Consider the following 16,977-nt stretch of genomic DNA (forward strand, 5'->3'; position numbering starts at 1 on the left):
GCGGCGGGTTGATCCGCAGGCAACCCGGCCTCGCGCGCAGCATCGAACTGCTCGTCAAACCCGATAGCCTGCCCCGGCTACAACCTATCCAACCCGTCGAATCCTCTGTGCACAGGTACTAGCCGCAATGAGGTCGCGCCTCTTTGCTCTATGCCAAATCCGCACGAATTTTGCGCAACCCGAACTGACCGCAAAAGGATCTCGGCGTCCAGGCGGACGCCTCAAACTCATCGCTGGTGGGCCCGCGCTCTTCTCGAATTGCAACCTCCGCGATGGCATGGTGGTGGCCACATTTCGTCATCGATCTCATCCAAGCCGTGAAGGCCTCGATATTGGATTGCTAGGGGTGGTTGCAAATGTTCGCAAAAAGAAGCGTCATGGACGGAAACAAGGCTAGCGAACACTCTTGCACTGCTCTTGTTCCGAGCCAACTCCTATCCGACGATAGATGAAAGCTTCGTCCGACGCAGTATTTGCCACGGTGTGTTGCGTTTCTTCGATGAGCATGGCCATGCGAGCGTGGATCGGAGACTTGATGCAGACCGGATCCGTTGCGGCGGCATCGCCGGCAATCGCCATTGCCTGACATCTGCAGCCGCCCCAATCGATCTCGCGCCGCTCGCAGCTTCGGCATGGCTCTTGCATCCATTCGGTCCCGCGGAAGGCATTGAACGCCGGCGAATCGGTCCAGATCTCGGCGAGCGAGCGCGTTCCGAAGCGTTCGAAGCGGAGCGAAGGAACCGTCTGCGCGGCGTGGCACGGCAGCACGGTGCCGTCGGGCGTCACCATGAAGGCGTCTCGCGCCCAGCCGCCCATGCACGGCTTTGGATAGATGGCAAAATAGTCCGGCGGGACAAAGTCGATGTTGATGATGCTGGCATGCCGTTGCTGCGCCGCCGCGACGATCTCCGCCTGCCGGTCGACCGCGGCACGTTCGGGCATCAGCCAATCACGATTGGCCAGCGCCCAGCCGGCATACTGTACGTTGGCGATCTCGAGCCGCTCCGCGCCCAGCGAGAGGGCAAGATCGATGAACTCCGGTACTTGCTCGATGTTGTGACGATGGATCGGCGCATTAATGGTGAGTGGCAGCCCGGCCGCGCGGGCCTGGCGTGCCGTCTCCAGCTTCTTTTCATGGCTGCCCCGGTGGTTGCCGATACGGTCGGTGGTCGCCGAACGGGCACCCTGAAAACTTAGCTGCAGATGGTCGAGACCGGCTTCGGCAAAGGCCTCGAGGCGGCCTTCGGCAATGTTGATGCCGGCGGTGATGAGGTTGGTATACACACCGCGCGCCGAAAGACCGGCGATCAATTGTTCGAGGTCGCGGCGCAGCGTCGGCTCGCCGCCGGATAGATGCACCTGCAGAACGCCGAGATCGGCGGCCTGCGAGAAGAGATCGAGCCAGGTCTGCGTGTCGAGCTCGCGATTGGCCTTCAGCAATTCGAGCGGATTGGAACAATAAGGGCACTGCAGCGGGCAGCGATGCGTCAGTTCCGCCAGCATGCCAATCGGAGGGAGAATGGGCTCACTCATAGCTTCACCAGCAGCTTGTCCGACCATTCCTGCAGGAAGGCGATGACGTCCGCCGCCACGACTTCCTGTTCTGCGTCATAATCGGCGGCAAGATCGGCGATGATGTGGCCGACCGTGGATCGCCCGTCGCATCGGCGCAATATGTCGAGACTGATTTCGTTGGGCCAGAATACCTTCTCCGGCGAAAGCACGGCGAAGGCCTGTCGCACGGGGTCGTACTGTATGCGCACGTGCTTCGGCAGGGATGGCACCGATCGCAACGACGCGATGGCTTTTTCGCGCAGCGCCCTCATCAGGTTGCCTTCGGGCGGAAGGCGCCGGGCGGTATATTTCCCGACCCGCCATAGGCATGCTGAAGCGCGTCGAGCATGGCCCACAGTATATCGCATTTGAACACCAGTGCATCGATCGCCTGTTGCTGGCGTTCGGCCGTATCGGCATGGCCGAGCACGTAGGCGAGGGCGAAGTCGGCATCACGCGCTGCCTGTTCGGGCCGCCGGCTGAAATAGGCGAGCGTATCCTCGGTGACGTAATCATATTTGGCCAGCATTGCCGGCACACGCTCGCCGATGATGAGCGGCGAGAACATTTCGGTCAGCGACGATGCGACCGCCTCCAGCAGCGTCCGGTTCGTGCAGAAGGAAAGGTAGGCGCCGACGGCGAAACGGGTCGCCGGCAGCGCCAGCCGTTCGCTCTTGACGGCTTCGGCATCGAGCCCGAGCGAGATGGCCAGATGCAACCAGCGCGCTATGCCGCCGCTCCAGCCGTCCTCGCCGTCATGGTCCTCGATGCGTTTGCGCCAGGCGGCGCGAAACGCCGGATCCACGGCATGTGCCAGGATCATGGCGTCCTTGCGCGGAATGACGGCCTGATAGCAATACCGGTTCAACGCCCAGGCCTGCATCTCGGCCTTCGACAGGGCGCCACTGGTCATTCTGTGGTGGAAAGGATGGTGGTTGTGATAGCGCTCTGCACCGATCTGCCGCAGCAAGGCCTCGAGCTCGCTCTTGGACAGGCCATCTCTGGCCGCGTGTTGGAAATCGCTCAAAATTCCAGCTCCATTCCATCGCTGGCGACTTCCCAGCCAGCCGCTTTGACCGCCGCGTGTTCGGCGGAATTCTCGTCGAGAACAGGATTGGTGTTGTTGATATGGACGAAGATTCGGCGGCCGATCTTCACATCGGCCAGACCGGCAATCGAACCTGCTTCTCCAGACATTGCGATGTGCCCCATGCGCGCGCCGGTTTTCTGGCCGACCTGGGCAGCGATCATCTCGTCGTCTGTGTAGAGGGTGCCGTCGAACAGAAGGCAGGCGGCATCGGCCAGACGCGTGCGCAGGGCGGCATCGATGCGCGCGCAGCCCGGGATGTAGAAGGCCGCGTCACGACTGCCGGCCCCGGTGATGCGCACTCCAATCGTGTCGCCCGTTTCGGAGCTGAAATCGGCGCTGGGATCGCCACTTTGCTCGAGATAGAGCGCGATCTTCCCGGGCACGGGGAAGACGTCAACGACCACACCGGTCTCACGGCCGCCCGCATCGCAGATCGCCAGTTCTCCCATTGGCGCCAGGAGGCGTCGCGGCACGATCGCCGGATCGAGAACGCTGAAAATCGAATTCGCCTCCAGCGTCGCCAGCACCTGTGCGGTCGCATAGACGGCGAAGGGCTGTCGTTCACGCAGGCTGAGCAGGCCGGCGATATGGTCTATATCGGCGTTGGTCAGCACCACCGCGCGGATAGGCGTCGAGCGCAGCGGCGCCTCGGCTGCGGGCTGCAGGTCAGGCGTCTGCGCAATCTGCTGGCGAATGTCGGGCGAAGCGTTGAAGAGAACCCAGCCTGTCCCGTCCGCCGACGCGGCAATGCATGATTGGGTTCGTGAATGCACGCCGGACATCCCGGCGCGAGCTGCGCGGCTCAGGCGATAGTTGCAGTTCCATTGCGGAAAGCCGCCCCCCGCCGCCGATCCGATGATCTTCACGTGCATGATGATGCCCGCTCCGCAGCCCATCCGAGCGGCAGGAAATCCTCGCTGCAAAAGGTTTCGCGCCCGCGTTTTCCGCGCAAAGCCGTCGCGAAGATCTCACGCGGCAAGGAGGTGCATGCCCCTGTTGCCAAGGACACGCACCTTTGCGGCCTACTTCCTGGGAGGAATTTCAGCAGGCAGATACCGCGAAATTTCGAAGCCCGCAGCCACCTGGCACATGGTGGGTTTCTTCCAGTTCTTCTTCTTCATTGCATTCTCCTCTTCTGCCAGCCCGAAGGGGCCGGTCATATCGTTGGCGCCATTGCGGGCGATGCAATGGCTCGTCCATTACCTCACAAATGGACAAATGAAAGATTGGGTACTCAAACAGCCAAAAAACAAAGCAATAAAGCAACCTCAAAGGTCAGTTCCTTCCCTCCTCTCTCCCGCTGATGCCGATCAAGCTCACCCCGGCGTCGCCGTGATAGGGTTGTCATGTTCGTCGATCAGCGGGACGTTGTAGTCTAGCAGCAGCTTGTTGATCTCTGCCTGGTTTTCTCGGATCACCTTGTTGAGCGTACGCTTCCATTCCTGGTCGGATGGACGTACTCCCATGGTAATGCGGTAGGACATGCGCGAACCGGTCTTTTCCTTGACCAGGGGGACGATCGTAACGTTCGCGTTGAGTTGCTTGGCGTAGTAGCCTGCCATTGGTCCCCACAGGATCGCGGCATCGATCTTGCCGGCGAGCATGTCCTTGAGCACAACCTCTCCCATCGACGGGGTGACGCGCGTGTCGACCGCCAGCGGGTAGATTTTTGCCGTTCGCAAGAGTTTGTTGGCGGCCATGTTGGCAGTTGGCGGCGTGCGTTCGACGACACCTATCCTCTTGCCGGCGAGTTTCGGATCCTCGATCGTCTCGACGCTCTCGAGGTCGTCGTCCTTCGGATGCACGAGCACGTAGGAGGAGCGATAGTAGGCATTGGTGTTCTGCACCAGCTCATCACCTTGGGCATAGCCCATGATGACATCGCATCGGTTGGCAGCAAGCGTGTTGCGCACGAAGCCGATGACGGTCGGAAACCATGTGTAGGCGACCGTCTTCCGCCCTGTCTTCCTTGCAACGAGCTCAGCCAGCTTGTTTTCGAAGCCCTGGCCGCTCTGGTCGGTGAATGGCATGTTCGAAGGATCGGCGCAGACGCGCAGGATGTCGGGATCGACCAGCTCTCCGGCAGCGCCGAGACCGGCGCCCTGCGCCCCGGCGCTCGACGGCAACATGGCAAGCGCTCCGAGGATCGGCAGGATTACGCGCAGCTTCGATGCAACGCCGCCGGTCATGTCATCCCCCCATGCAGGATGCTTCGGCATCCTTCGCCGCCTTGGGCTTGTCTTCGTGCTTGGGTGGCCTGCCGCGCGGCGCCGCGCCGTCGGCGCGTGCGCGCAGATAGACGTAAAGATCGTCCAGGTAGCAATAGACGTTCTTGTTGTCGCCGAAGGCAGGCATGACGTTTTCCTTGCCGTTGCCGGTATTCTTGCGGCCCTGGGCCACGATCGAGAGGAAGGTGGGGTAGTCGATGTTTTTCAGGCTGTTGGCCAGGGCCGGCGCATAGCTCGAGCCGGTGCCGTCTTGTCCGTGGCAGACATGGCAGTCCGAGTGATAGCGGCGGTAACCACTGAACGTGTACCAGTCCACCGTTCCGTTTTCTATCTTGTAGGTTGGGTTTCCATCCGCGTCCAAATACTTGCCGCCGTCGTTCTTCACCGCCTTGGCCTTTTCGGCACTGTCTTCGGCCCGCACCAGAGTTGAGCTGGCGAGAGTGAGAAGAGCGACGGCGAGAATGGAAATTGCAATGCGAGAAGACATTCAGACGCTTCCTTATTTTGCCAAGGACAAAGGTTGTGCCGTCGCGAGGACACTGATGGATGTTTCGGGTGAGCGGCAAATCGAGAGCCCGGAAGTCCCTCCAGGTGATCCGGGCTCTCATATTTCAGGCCGTCGCTCTCCGAGCCCTCCCGGATGTCAATCGGGAAGACCGAAGACGGTCAGCTGGCCACCCAGCGTGGTGTAGTCTGCAAGTGCAGCATAGCCGCCGACAGCGCCCAGACCGGCCGTGCCTACAACTGTGTTCTGGTCGCCTTGCGCCCGGCCCTGATCGATGGCGCCGTGCCAGGCTGCGGCTTGGTCGGGCGAAAGCAATCCGCCTGCCAGACCGATGCCGGCCCAGCCGCCGACGCCCGACAGAACGGCGATGTACTGCTTGCCGTCGTGCTCGAAGGGCGTGACGTTGCCGATGATGCCGGATGGGGTCTTGAACTTATAGAGTTCCTTGCCGTTCTTATCGACCGCCTTGAGGTAGCCTTCGAGCGTGCCGTAGAAGACCACGTCGCCGGCCGTCGCGAGTGCCCCGGACCACACCGAGAACTGCTCGGGCTTCGACCAGACGATCTCGCCCTTCGCGGCGTCCCAGGCGATCAGGTTGCCCATGCTCTCGCCGCCCGGTGCGGGATACATCGACACAGTAGAGCCCACATAAGCCTGGCCGGCCGTGTAGCTGACCTTGTAAGGCTCGTAGTCCATGCAGACATGGTTGGTCGGCACGTAGAACAGGCCCGTCTTCGGCGAGTAGGTCGCCGGCTGCTGGTCCTTCGTTCCCAGCGCCGCGGGGCAGATACCGGTGGTGTTCGTATCTTCACCGTTCGCCTGGGGAGAGTATTTCGCAACGACCTCTGGACGACCGTACTTGTCGCTCTTGGGGTCCATGTTGATCTTGGTGGCCCAGTTCACCGCCGGATCATACTTGTTGGCGACGAGAAGCTCGCCGTTGGCGCGATCCATGGTGTAGGCGAAACCGTTGCGGTCGAAATGCACCAGCACATCATGCTTTTTGCCTTTGATCTCCATGTCGTCGACGAGGATCATCTCGTTGACGCCGTCATAGTCCCATTCATCGTGCGGGGTCATCTGGTAGACCCATTTGGCCATGCCGGTGTCGGCATCGCGGGCGAAGATGGTCATCGACCAGCGATTGTCTCCGGGGCGCTGGACCGGATTCCACGTCGAGGGATTGCCAGTGCCGTAGTAGACGAGGTTCAGCTTGGGATCATAGGAATACCAGCCCCATGTCGTGCCGCCGCCCGTCTTCCACTGTTCGCCTTCCCAGGTATTGGTGCCGGAGTCCTTTCCTACCGGCTTGCCGAGCTGGGTGGTCTTGTCGGGATCGATCAACGTGTCTGCATCCGGACCTTCCGAATAAGCCTTCCAAGCGAGCTTGCCGTCCTTGAGATTGTATGCGGTTATCCAGCCGCGGACGCCGTATTCGGCGCCGGAGACACCGACGAGAACCTTGTCCTTGATGACGACGGGCGCTGACGTGCCGGATTCGCCCTTTCCACCATTGATCTCGTCGCCGTTCTTGGCTGACCAGATAAGCTTTCCGGTCTTGGCATCGAGCGCAACAACGTTGGTGTCAGCCTGATTGAGAACGATCATCGCCGGGCGGTCGCCATCGGCAGGTGCGTAGGCAACGCCGCGATTGACGGTGTCGCAGCACATGATCGCAATAACGTTCGTGTCCTGCTTGGGCTCGTACTTCCAGAGGATCTTTCCGTCCTTGCTGAGATCGAGAGCGTAGATCGTGTTCGGGAACGGCGTGTGCACATACATCACATCGCCGACAATCAGCGGTCCGCCCTCATGGCCGCGCAGCACGCCGGTCGAGAATGTCCACTTGACCTGCAGGTTCTTCACGTTCTCCTTGGTGATCTGCTTGAGCGGGGAATAACGGGTATTGGCGTAATCACCCGTCTGCATCACCCAGTCTTTCGGGTTTTTGGCCATTTTCGCGAGCTCTTCGTTGGCTGACGCCGTATAGAGCGCACCGAACGGCAGCAGCGCAGAGGCCGTTACGATGTAGGTAGCTTGTATAAGTGCGCGCATCACAATCCTCCCAGGTTCACAACGGGAAATCGATTGTTAAGCCCGCAAAGGCCTCAACAAGCGATTCAGTTTGGGAAGTATTTCCGGCAGCGTGTCACGACCTAGACTCAACCAGCAGAGGTGTTTTTAACCTCTAACCAAACAGTCTAGCCCTTACCCGCCCAGTTGGTCTACGAAAGACTGCCGCCATTCCCTAATTATGGCGACGTCCTTGAAGCCGGAAATGAGGTAAGGCTATGTCATTACAAAATGGCAGGCAAGGAAAAACCCGTCGGAATCTTGCGTGTGCGGCATCATTATGTTGCGATGCAATATAAAGATGTAGCTAGAATCGCTGCCCGATGATTAGCGGCCAAAATGGCTTAAAGGCGGCCCCGATACGTATAAAACTCTTATCTGTACGTATTGACGGTATGCTGAGATTGCCTCTTATTTAGGCATATTTTCACCAAACTTCTCGGCGAAGCCGGCTTTGTCCACCAGTAGTAAGCGAGGTGTCAGCATACCGCAAGAAGACAGGTGCGGGGTGGGTCATGGGGTCGCCCCGAAGCGCTGTTGTCGATGGGCAGGGCATTCCTCCTTTGGTCCTATATGGAGGCGGTTGGAGGTTGACGGGCCTTGCGGCATGTCGCCAACTGGCCGCGATGGCGCTGCCTCGCTGCCTCGCTTCCTCGCGCCAGGCAACAGGAGAAGATTTCTCATGGTCAGATATGGTGGATTTTCGATCCTGCCGCTGCTTTTTTCGTCAACTATGGTCTTTGCGAACCCAGCCGGTGCTGCGGGAGACTACCCGACGGTGACGATTGTCGATTATGTGCTCGGCTGCATGCGGACAAACGGACAGACACGTCAGGCCTTGGAGAGTTGTTCCTGCTCGATCGATGTCATCGCCTCGATCCTCCCTTACGAGCATTATGAAAGGGCCGAGACCTTCAAGAGCATGTCTCTGACGACAGGCGAGAATGCCGGCCTGTTTCGTGAAAGCGCACCGGCAAAAGCCGCGCGAACGGAGTTGAAGCGGGCCCAGGCGGAAGCCGACGTGCGTTGCTTTTGATATGCATCGGCTGTTCGAGGGCCCCTTCAAGGGCATTCCCGCCCGATGCTGGGCGATCAGATCACGCCTGGAAATTTCCGATGGAACGACCGCAAAAGGTCGCTTATCGCCTCTGGGCTGCGGCATTGCCAGGGCGGCCTTACGTCAAAAATGCCGAGCACATGCGCGGGCCGTGGCGCGAGCACGATGATGCGATCCGACAGCGCCAGGGCCTCGATCAGGTTGTGCGTCACCATCAGGGCGGTAGTAGGCCTGGCCGACCATACCGCAAGAAGCAGGTGCCGCAGCTGCTCGGCGGTCCGCCCATCGAGCGAGACGAAGGGCTCGTCCAGGAAAAGCACCGCCGGTTCGGTCGCGAAGGCCCTCGCAAGTGCTGCCCTTCGCGCAAGGCCAAGTGAAAGCTCCGCCGGATAGAGCGAGCGCATGCCGGCGAGACCGAGGGTGTCAAACAGCCCGTCGAGATTTTTCGTTCGCAGTTCTTTCGGCAACGCCAGCCTGACATTCTGCTCAACCGTCCGCCAGGGCAGCAGGGTGGGTTCCTGGAACACGGCGGCTATGCGGTTCGAGCCGCCTTCAGGCAGCTGAAAAGAGCCGGAAAACTGCCTGTCGAGCCCAAGCAGGATACGCAGCGCCGTGGTCTTGCCGCATCCCGATGGTCCGAGCAAACAAGCGAATTCGCCTTGCCGGACTTCGAAGGAAAGGTCTTTGAGCGCCGTGACCGAGACGCCTTGCGCGGATCTGAAGGTCTTTTCGGTAATGTCGACCCTAAGCGGGGCGACGGCGCCAACGGGTTGCATGTCGTTCAACGGGCTGCACCAGAAGAAGTTCGATGACAAGCATCACCGCCACGAACGCCAGCGTGTAGGCGAGAATGGCAGCGACTTCGAAAAGCTGGAAATAAAGATAGATCTGGAAGCCGACACCATTGGAGCGACCGAGCAGTTCGACCACCAGAACGATCTTCCAGATGAGGGCGATTCCCGAACGCGAGGCCGCAGCTAGATAGGGCTGCAACTGCGGCAGCAGGATATGGCGAACGCGATCGAGGGGACCGAATCGGTAGACAGCCGCCATTTCGGCGTAACTGGGGTCAAGCGCCCTGGCGCCCTCGCGAATGGTCACGACGACATTCGGGATCTTGTTCACGGCAACCGCGCCTATTGCCGCCACCTCGTTGAGGCCGAACCAGATGTAGGCCAGCACAATGACTACCAGCGCGGGGATGTTGAGGAACAGGATTATCCAGGGACTGAAGAACCGGTCCGCGCCACGGTAGCTGCCGAGGAGAACGCCGATGACAGATCCGAAAATCATCGCGACGACGTATGCCGCGGCAACCCGGCCGAGGGTTGCGCCGAGATGATAGAAAAGGTCGCCGGTCGCCGCCTCTCTCAGCAATACCTGCCAGACCTGTCCCGGACCCGGAAAGGCACGGTTCGGCCAGCCATTCGCCGCCAGGCCCCACAGCAGGCAAAGCCCGAGCAGGGAGGCCGTCACCGTCAACGCAGGTATCAGCATCGCTCGAGGGCCGGCACGGCTGGAAATGTCGGCCAAGTCGCCAGGCGTGCGATCGCCGGGCTCTGTCGCGGTCATTTCGCCGGCTCCTGCCAGAACGTGCCCGGCGCCATCTCCGGCGCGCTGCCGACCAGCTTTTCGCCACCGATCCCGGCCAGCACATGATAGAGCCTGCCGGCATCGGCCGCTTCCTTGGCGACCGGCCGCCTGGGGATGCCCTCGCGATAGCGGTCGCGCAGCTTTGCCAGTTCCTTGCCTTCCCCGCGGACAACGGGCGCAAGCCGCTGCCATTCTTCGTCGGACCTAGCCAGCAGATCCTTGGCCCGCGCGGAAGCCTTGAGGAAGCCGCGGACGGCTTGCGGATTTTCGTCAGCCCATTTTTCGTGGAATACATAGCCAAGCGCGGACACCGGGCCCGACGCTCCGAGCGCCTTCTCGGCATCTTCGGCGCCGATCAGCCGGCGAAAGCCGTTCGCCTCGAGGCGGGCGCAAAAATGCCAGAAATTGAGCACCGCATCGAGTTCACCCTGAATCGCCTTTTCCGAAATCAGCGGCGGCGCGCCGAAGACGACGTCGCTGATCGCCGGCAGGTCGAGGCCGTGATCGCGTCTGGCCAGCGCCTGTATCAGCAGCCAGCTCTTATCGAGGGCCCCGCCGGCGACGCCGATCTTCTTTCCCTTGAGATCGGTGAGCGTGCGCATCGGCGATGCGTCCTTTACCATGATCGCCCCGACGGCCGTCGAATAGGGGGCCAATGTGACATCGCCGCCGTCCGAGCGCTGGCGCGAGACCCACAGCCAATCGGTCACGATCATGTCGATCGCACCGGCCAGTATCGCGACATTGGTCGCATCCTCGCCGGCGAAATAGATAACGTCCAGATCGATCCCGTTGGTCGCGTCGAACTTGTGGTCTTTCAGCGTTTCAAGCTCCCAGCTTACCGTACCGAACTTCAGCACGCCGATGCGAACCTTGGACGCGGCAGATGCGGCAATGGGGTGCGAGCCAAGCATCGCGGCCGTTGCAAAAGCCGCCAATCGGAGCGTTCCGCGCCGCGAAATCATCGTGTTTCCTCCCGCGACTGCAACAAACCAGGGGGGTCCGATCAGATCGCCCGGTCTTTCGTCGGGAAAGCGCATTTGCAGCGCCTGAGCTTGAAGGTCGGGTGTGCCTGCGACCATTTCGCGATTTGGCTGGGTGGCAGGACCATGCATTGGATCAGGGAGCCGCGGCTCCCGAAATAGAGAGAGGCTCGTCTCGGCAGTTGCCAGGATTGGCACTCAGGCAAACCGTCAGTATGAGGTCGACCATATTCATCCAGCACCTCTTGCGCGCATAGACGCCTGTTCTGGCGAAATCCTGCCCGCCCCATTGCCTGGGAAAATATCAGCCGGACAAACTCAGCCCGACCGGGTTCCCGAGGTGCCCATGGGATTCCAGAATGACCTGAAGCTACGCGTTCGCCAAAAGGCCGTCAACAAAGCCGAAAGGACAGTTGCTCTGGACCTTCGTACGGTTGACTTCGTCAAAGCAATGGCATGCAAATCATCCGGGGCTTTGTCGATCGATGAGGAACTGCCATGCGCGCTATCGCATTTTTCGCCGTCGTATCCTTGGCGACTTTCATCACGAACCAATCCCAAGCGCAGGATGCCGCGGCGGGTGAGAAGGTCTTCATGAAATGCAAGGTCTGTCACGTCGCGGACAAGGACCAGAACAAAGTCGGTCCGTCGTTGAACGGCGTCGTCGGCCGTACGGCCGGCACGCATCCGGGATTCAGCTATTCCCAAGCTATGGTTGCGGCCGGAAAATCTGGTGTGAAATGGGACGAGCCAACGCTGACGACCTATCTCCATGATCCAAAGGCCATGGTGAAAGGCACTAAGATGGCGTTTGCCGGCCTCAAGGACGACAAGGACGTGGCCAATGTCATCGCCTATCTCAAGCAATTCTCGAAGTAACGGCTTCGCCGCCAGTCGTTTTGCGAACGGTCGGCGAATATCTTCCTGGTCGATGCTGCGGGTCAATGCATGTCCCCCAAAAGTGCGTAGCAGTTTTGGGAGAACCACATGCATCAAAACAAAAAACTTGAAGCGCGTCGCCTCAATCTGTTTCGACGCGACGCGGCTTTAAGCGGCGGCACGCAGTCTCTGCATCGCGGCGGGCAGATCGAGCAGGCTGTCGCAGACAATATCTGCGCCAAGCTCCTCAACGGGGACCTGGGTGTAGCCGCCGCGCAGCAAAACGACGGGCATGCCGGCGGCGCGCGCGGCGCCAACGTCGCTGCTGCTGTCTCCCACCATCAGCGCGTCGGTGGGTTCGACCCCAAGCTGGTCGAGCGCCATCAGCAGAGAGTCGGGTGCCGGTTTCAGGTATATCACCGCGTCTCCGCCGACGATCGCGCCGAGATATTCAGTCAAGTGGAAATGCAGCAGGATTTCGCGGGTGGCCAATTGCGGCTTGTTGGTAACAACGCCAATGGCTATTCCGTTCAGGTGGAACCGGGTGAGAATCTCCCTGACGCCGGGCATCAGCCTCGTCAGCCCGGTCAGATGTCTGCGGTAGATCGGCGCCATGGCGCGGTTGGCCTCTTCGAGCGCGCTGGCGAGAAGCGGGGCTCCGGAAGCCGCGAAAGCCTGCTCTACCAACTTCCTGACGCCGCCACCGATCATTGCCTTGACCCGATCCACGTGCAGCGGCGGCAGGTCGTGGCCGGCCAACAGTTCGTTGACGGCCGCCGCTATGTCGGGCGCCGAATCGATCAGCGTGCCGTCAAGATCGAACAGGATCGCGCTCTTCGACCCAAACGGCCTGCTCGCGCCGACGTTCATGCGGCCTCCTTCCATTTGATCGAGCAGCCGATCGAAGCGATCTGGTCTAGCGGTCCGTCACAAGTTCGAGCGACCTGCTTCATCGCTTCGAATAGATCGCGCCTCAGGCCGGGTGGGCCGGCATCCCGTCGCGATGCGTCCAGCCGGCCACGATATTGCAGAGTCAACTCGCTGTTGAAGCCGAAGAAATCCGGGGTGCACACGGCTCCATAGGCGTGCGCCACCGCTTGCGACTCGTCGTGGAGATAGGGGAAGGCGAAAGCGTTCGCCCTGGCGAAGAGCTTCATGTTGTCGAAGGAATCGTCCGGATAGGCGTCCGCATCGTTGGGGTTGAGCGCGACAAAGCCCACCCCTTCGGCCTTGAGGTCGTCGGCGTCGCGCACGATGCGTGAGATCACCGCCTTCACATAGGGGCAGTGATTGCAGATGAAGGCGACGACCAGCCCGTTGGGGCCGGCTTGGCCGAAGATCGAATGCGATTTGCCGTCGGTGCCGGGCAAAACGGCATCGACGGCTTGCCAGCCGAAATCGCACACAGGTGGGATTGCCGCCATATCATCCTCCGAACCAAGCGGTTCACGCGGCTCGCCGGATCGCCCCGTCGGCGGCCTGTCTGATCGCGCCGATATTGGCGCGATAGGCAACCTCGGTGCCGCCCTTGAAGACGGCAGACCCGGCGACCAGTACATTGGCGCCGGCTGCGGTGACCAGGGGAGCTGTCTCAGGCGTGACCCCACCGTCGATCTGGATGTCGATGGGACGTTGGCCGACGAGCGCTTTGACACGCCTGACCTTGTCGATGACCGCTGAAATGAAGGCCTGGCCGCCGAAACCCGGATTGACCGTCATCAAAAGCACAAGATCGAGCCGGTCGAGAACATATTCTATGACGCTTTCCGGCGTCGACGGATTCAGCGACACGCCGGCCTTCTTGCCGAGACTCCTGATCGCCTGCAGCGAACGGTCGAGATGCGGCCCGGCCTCGGCATGCACCGTGATGATATCGCAACCGGCAGCGGCGAAAGCAGCGAGATAGGAATCGGCCGGCGCGATCATCAGATGACAGTCGAATACCTTATCCGTTCGATCGCGGATTGTCTTGATCACCGGCGGGCCGAAGGTGATGTTGGGAACGAAATGCCCATCCATCACGTCGAGATGAATCCAATCAGCGCCTGCCCGCGCGACCGCTTCGACCTCGTCGCCAAGCCGCGAGAAATCTGACGACAGAACGGAAGCGGCGATGATGGTCTTTGCGGTCATTTGCTTTCTCTTTCCGCTGGATCAACCGCGAACACCCGGCTGGCGGTAATGTCCTCGGCGGAGATCGTCGACAGCGTCTTTGCGTCGAGAGGTCCCTTGGCGCTCTCGAACAGGCGGCTGGCCTGCCTCAGCCGTGCCCGGTCGAGCGCGTTGCGGATCGAACGAGCATTGGCGAAATGCGGCTGCGCGCGGCGGCGTGCAACGTAGTCGGCCATTGCGGCGGTTGCCTTCGTATCAAACAGATAATTTTGCTGGTCGAGCATTTGTTCCGCGATCCTGAGAAGCTCGTCGTCGGAATAGTCGGGAAAGTCGATGTGGTGGGCAATGCGCGAGCGGAATCCCGGATTGCTTTCGAAGAAGCGCTCCATCCGCTGCACGTAGCCGGCGAGGATCACCACCAGGTCGTCGCGCTGGTTCTCCATCACCTGCAGCAGGATCTCGATCGCCTCCTGGCCGTAATCGCGTTCGTTCTCGGGGCGATAGAGGTAGTAGGCCTCGTCGATGAACAGCACGCCGCCCATCGCCTTCTTCAGGATCTCCTTGGTCTTCGGGGCGGTGTGGCCGATATACTGGCCGACCATGTCGTCCCGGGTAACCGAAACCAGATGGCCCTTGCGGATATAGCCCAGCCGATGCAGCAGGTCGGCCATTCGCAGCGCGACGGTCGTCTTGCCGGTGCCGGGATTGCCGGTGAAGCTCATATGCAGTGTCGGCGTTTCGTGGGCGAGGCCCATGCGGCGGCGCGCCCGCTCAACCAGCAGGAGCGCCGCCGTCTCGCGGATTCGTCTTTTGACCGGGGCAAGCCCGATCAGCTCACGGTCGAGCTCGGTCAGGATGTCCTTGACGCCGGAAGTTTCGAATTCCTCATGCAGGTCGATCGCCGCAGGGACGGCGTTTTGGGTCACTTCCGTTTCGGCAAAGGCTGGCGCCGACATGGCATTCTCCTCTTGTCCCGATGATCAGCCGTACCTCGTTCCAGCTGGCTTGTCGGCGGCATAGGGCTTGGTGGTGTACCGGATCATGCGGCCTGCGCTCTCCTGCCGCTCGAGCCGATAGCCGGGTTCCTCTACCGGGCGGTTGACGATGAAGGAGAGCTTGACCGATTCCCAGCCATGCGAGGAATCGAAGGCGACGACCCGGATATAGCGGTCGCCATAGAGCTTGCGGCATGCGTTCAGCTCCAGCATCAGCCCCGCCGCGTCGGGATTGTCGAACATCGGATGATCCCACATGTCCCAATAGGTGTTGCGCGGGTGCGGATCGTCGGTGAACTCGAGGCTGACAGCCCACCTGTTGTCGATGCAATACTGCACCTGCGCGCGGATCTGGCCGTCCGTCAGGTCGGGCAGGAAAGAAAAGGCCCCTTGGGTGATACGCATGACTGTTCTCCTTATTCGGCCGCCGTTGCCACAGGGACAAAGTCCGGCGTGTCGGTCGAGGCGTAGTTGAATGTCACGTCCTTCCAGACATCGAGCGCCTGTCGCAGCGGCAGGCATGACCGGGCGGCGTGCTCGAGGATGTCGGGCCCTTCCCGCAGGTAGTCGCGGCCCTCGTTGCGGGCGAAGATCATCGCTTCGAGAGCCACCCTGTTTGCGGTAGCGCCGGCCGCGATCCCCATCGGATGGCCGATAGTGCCGCCGCCGAACTGGAGCACGACGTCTTCGCCGAGCAGATCGATGAGCTGATGCATCTGGCCGGCATGGATGCCGCCCGATGCCACTGGCATCAGCTTGTTGAGCGATGCCCAGTGCTGGTCGAAGAAGATGCCGTTCTCCAGCTTCATCGGGTTATAGTTCCCGCGGCAGACGTCGTAGTAGCCCCTTGTCGTCGCGGGATCGCCTTCGAGCTTGCCGACGACGGTGCCGGCATGGATGTGGTCGACGCCGGCAAGCCGCATCCATTTGGCAATGACGCGGAAGGAGACGCCATGCGACTTCTGCCGTGTGTAGGTCGAATGGCCGGCGCGATGCAGGTGCAGGATCATATCGTGCCTGCGCGCCCATCTCGCCATTGACTGGATTGCCGTGTAGCCGATCACGAGGTCGATCATGACGATGTTGGAGCCGAGTTCCTTGGCGAAGTCGGCCCGTTCGTACATGTCCTCCATGGTAGCCGCGGTCACGTTGAGATAGGTCCCCTTGATCTCGCCCGTCTCTGCCTGTGCCTTGTTGACCGCCTCCATGCAGTAGAGAAAGCGCTCGCGCCAATGCATGAAGGGCTGCGAGTTGATGTTCTCGTCGTCCTTGGTGAAATCGAGCCCGCCTTTCAGCGCCTCGTAGACGACACGGCCGTAATTGCGGCCCGAAAGGCCGAGCTTCGGCTTGACGGTGGCGCCGAGCAGCGGGCGGCCGAACTTGTCGAGGCGCTCGCGCTCGACGACGATGCCGGTCGCCGGACCCTGGAAGGTCTTTACGTATGCGACAGGAAAACGTATGTCTTCCAGCCGCAATGCCTTCAACGGCTTGAAACCGAAGACGTTGCCGATGATCGACGCCGAAAGATTGGCGATCGAACCTGGCTCGAACAGGTCGAGGTCATAGGCGATGTAGGCAAAATATTGTCCGGGCGCGTTCGGTACCGGGTCGACCCGATAGGCCTTGGCGCGGTATTTTTCTGTCGCCGTCAACCGGTCTGTCCAGACCACCGTCCAGGTCGCGGTCGAGGATTCGCCGGCGACGGCTGCCGCGGCCTCAATGGGGTCGACGCCATCCTGCGGCGTGATCCTGAACACCGAGATTATGTCGGTATCCTTCGGCTCATAATCGGGCTCCCAATAGCCCATCTTCTTGTATGCCATGACACCGGATCTGTAGCGCTCCTTGCCGGTCACGGTTTCTGATCTGTTGGGCATGACGCTGGTCCTTTCCTTTTTTGGCGGACCG

The 16,977-nt window shown here is 60.9% G+C and carries 19 protein-coding genes; 2 read left to right on the plus strand and 17 right to left on the minus strand.

The window, feature by feature from the left end:
• Window positions 1–393 precede the first annotated feature (393 nt).
• The 8 genes from pqqE to NKH19_RS29290 form a co-directional block, all read right to left on the minus strand.
• On the minus strand, window positions 394–1,533 hold the full coding sequence (pqqE, locus tag NKH19_RS29255) for a pyrroloquinoline quinone biosynthesis protein PqqE (protein ID WP_352873273.1): 1,140 nt from the start codon (window positions 1,531–1,533) through the stop codon (window positions 394–396).
• The gene (pqqD, locus tag NKH19_RS29260) at window positions 1,530–1,826 is read right to left on the minus strand and encodes a pyrroloquinoline quinone biosynthesis peptide chaperone PqqD (protein ID WP_352873271.1); all 297 of its coding nucleotides are present in this window, start codon (window positions 1,824–1,826) and stop codon (window positions 1,530–1,532) included. The genes pqqE and pqqD overlap by 4 nt, the downstream gene beginning before the upstream one ends.
• Complete coding sequence (gene pqqC / locus NKH19_RS29265; RefSeq protein WP_352873269.1) at window positions 1,826–2,581, minus strand: pyrroloquinoline-quinone synthase PqqC; 756 nt, start codon at window positions 2,579–2,581, stop codon at window positions 1,826–1,828. Before pqqC ends, pqqD begins: the two co-directional genes overlap by 1 nt.
• Window positions 2,578–3,516: a pyrroloquinoline quinone biosynthesis protein PqqB gene (pqqB, locus tag NKH19_RS29270; RefSeq protein WP_352983351.1), complete on the minus strand. Its 939-nt coding sequence runs from the start codon at window positions 3,514–3,516 to the stop codon at window positions 2,578–2,580. Before pqqB ends, pqqC begins: the two co-directional genes overlap by 4 nt.
• 150 nt (window positions 3,517–3,666) lie before the next feature.
• Window positions 3,667–3,765 (minus strand): pyrroloquinoline quinone precursor peptide PqqA, encoded by a 99-nt coding sequence (locus NKH19_RS33660; RefSeq protein WP_502911062.1) that lies wholly within the window; start codon window positions 3,763–3,765, stop codon window positions 3,667–3,669.
• Window positions 3,766–3,960: 195 nt separating this feature from the next.
• Window positions 3,961–4,833: a substrate-binding domain-containing protein gene (locus tag NKH19_RS29280; RefSeq protein ID WP_352873265.1), complete on the minus strand. Its 873-nt coding sequence runs from the start codon at window positions 4,831–4,833 to the stop codon at window positions 3,961–3,963.
• Between the two features lies 1 nt (window position 4,834).
• Entirely contained in the window at window positions 4,835–5,359 is a 525-nt protein-coding gene (locus tag NKH19_RS29285; RefSeq protein WP_352873264.1) for a c-type cytochrome, methanol metabolism-related, read from the minus strand.
• Window positions 5,360–5,515: 156 nt separating this feature from the next.
• Window positions 5,516–7,432, minus strand: coding sequence for a methanol/ethanol family PQQ-dependent dehydrogenase (locus NKH19_RS29290; RefSeq protein WP_352873263.1), 1,917 nt, complete (start codon window positions 7,430–7,432; stop codon window positions 5,516–5,518).
• A 700-nt stretch (window positions 7,433–8,132) separates the two neighbouring features.
• Here NKH19_RS29290 and NKH19_RS29295 point away from each other — a divergent pair.
• The gene (locus tag NKH19_RS29295; protein WP_352873262.1) at window positions 8,133–8,486 is read left to right on the plus strand and encodes a hypothetical protein; all 354 of its coding nucleotides are present in this window, start codon (window positions 8,133–8,135) and stop codon (window positions 8,484–8,486) included.
• Window positions 8,487–8,542: 56 nt separating this feature from the next.
• Here the strand turns inward: NKH19_RS29295 and NKH19_RS29300 are convergent, their stop codons facing one another.
• Genes NKH19_RS29300 through NKH19_RS29310 form a run of 3 tightly spaced genes read right to left on the minus strand, consistent with a single transcriptional unit; the run spans window position 8,543 to window position 11,038 of the window.
• Entirely contained in the window at window positions 8,543–9,283 is a 741-nt protein-coding gene (locus tag NKH19_RS29300) for an ABC transporter ATP-binding protein (RefSeq protein ID WP_352873277.1), read from the minus strand.
• Window positions 9,252–10,079, minus strand: coding sequence for an ABC transporter permease (locus tag NKH19_RS29305; protein WP_502911063.1), 828 nt, complete (start codon window positions 10,077–10,079; stop codon window positions 9,252–9,254). The genes NKH19_RS29300 and NKH19_RS29305 overlap by 32 nt, the downstream gene beginning before the upstream one ends.
• Window positions 10,076–11,038, minus strand: a complete 963-nt coding sequence (locus tag NKH19_RS29310; protein WP_502911064.1) for an ABC transporter substrate-binding protein — start codon at window positions 11,036–11,038, stop codon at window positions 10,076–10,078. The genes NKH19_RS29305 and NKH19_RS29310 overlap by 4 nt, the downstream gene beginning before the upstream one ends.
• Window positions 11,039–11,581: 543 nt before the next feature.
• Between NKH19_RS29310 and NKH19_RS29315 the strand changes: the two genes are divergently transcribed.
• Window positions 11,582–11,962, plus strand: a complete 381-nt coding sequence (locus tag NKH19_RS29315) for a c-type cytochrome (protein ID WP_352873260.1) — start codon at window positions 11,582–11,584, stop codon at window positions 11,960–11,962.
• A 168-nt stretch (window positions 11,963–12,130) separates the two neighbouring features.
• Here NKH19_RS29315 and gph read toward each other — a convergent pair whose 3' ends face one another.
• From gph to NKH19_RS29345, 6 genes are read right to left on the minus strand one after another with little or no spacing between them, the layout of a single operon-like run.
• Window positions 12,131–12,832 carry a phosphoglycolate phosphatase gene (gph, locus tag NKH19_RS29320; protein WP_352873258.1) on the minus strand — a complete coding sequence of 234 codons (702 nt, stop codon included), beginning with the start codon at window positions 12,830–12,832 and terminating at the stop codon, window positions 12,131–12,133.
• The gene (locus NKH19_RS29325) at window positions 12,829–13,386 is read right to left on the minus strand and encodes a thioredoxin family protein (protein WP_352873256.1); all 558 of its coding nucleotides are present in this window, start codon (window positions 13,384–13,386) and stop codon (window positions 12,829–12,831) included. Before NKH19_RS29325 ends, gph begins: the two co-directional genes overlap by 4 nt.
• 22 nt (window positions 13,387–13,408) lie before the next feature.
• The gene (gene rpe, locus NKH19_RS29330; protein ID WP_352873254.1) at window positions 13,409–14,095 is read right to left on the minus strand and encodes a ribulose-phosphate 3-epimerase; all 687 of its coding nucleotides are present in this window, start codon (window positions 14,093–14,095) and stop codon (window positions 13,409–13,411) included.
• Window positions 14,092–15,030: a CbbX protein gene (gene cbbX, locus NKH19_RS29335; protein ID WP_352873253.1), complete on the minus strand. Its 939-nt coding sequence runs from the start codon at window positions 15,028–15,030 to the stop codon at window positions 14,092–14,094. Before cbbX ends, rpe begins: the two co-directional genes overlap by 4 nt.
• Before the next feature lie 24 nt (window positions 15,031–15,054).
• Window positions 15,055–15,474, minus strand: coding sequence for a ribulose bisphosphate carboxylase small subunit (locus tag NKH19_RS29340; RefSeq protein ID WP_352873251.1), 420 nt, complete (start codon window positions 15,472–15,474; stop codon window positions 15,055–15,057).
• A gap of 11 nt (window positions 15,475–15,485) precedes the next feature.
• Window positions 15,486–16,946, minus strand: coding sequence for a form I ribulose bisphosphate carboxylase large subunit (locus tag NKH19_RS29345; RefSeq protein WP_352873250.1), 1,461 nt, complete (start codon window positions 16,944–16,946; stop codon window positions 15,486–15,488).
• Window positions 16,947–16,977 lie beyond the last annotated feature (31 nt).

This window comes from Mesorhizobium sp. M1338, from assembly GCF_040318045.1.
In the GTDB taxonomy this organism is placed as follows: domain Bacteria; phylum Pseudomonadota; class Alphaproteobacteria; order Rhizobiales; family Rhizobiaceae; genus Mesorhizobium.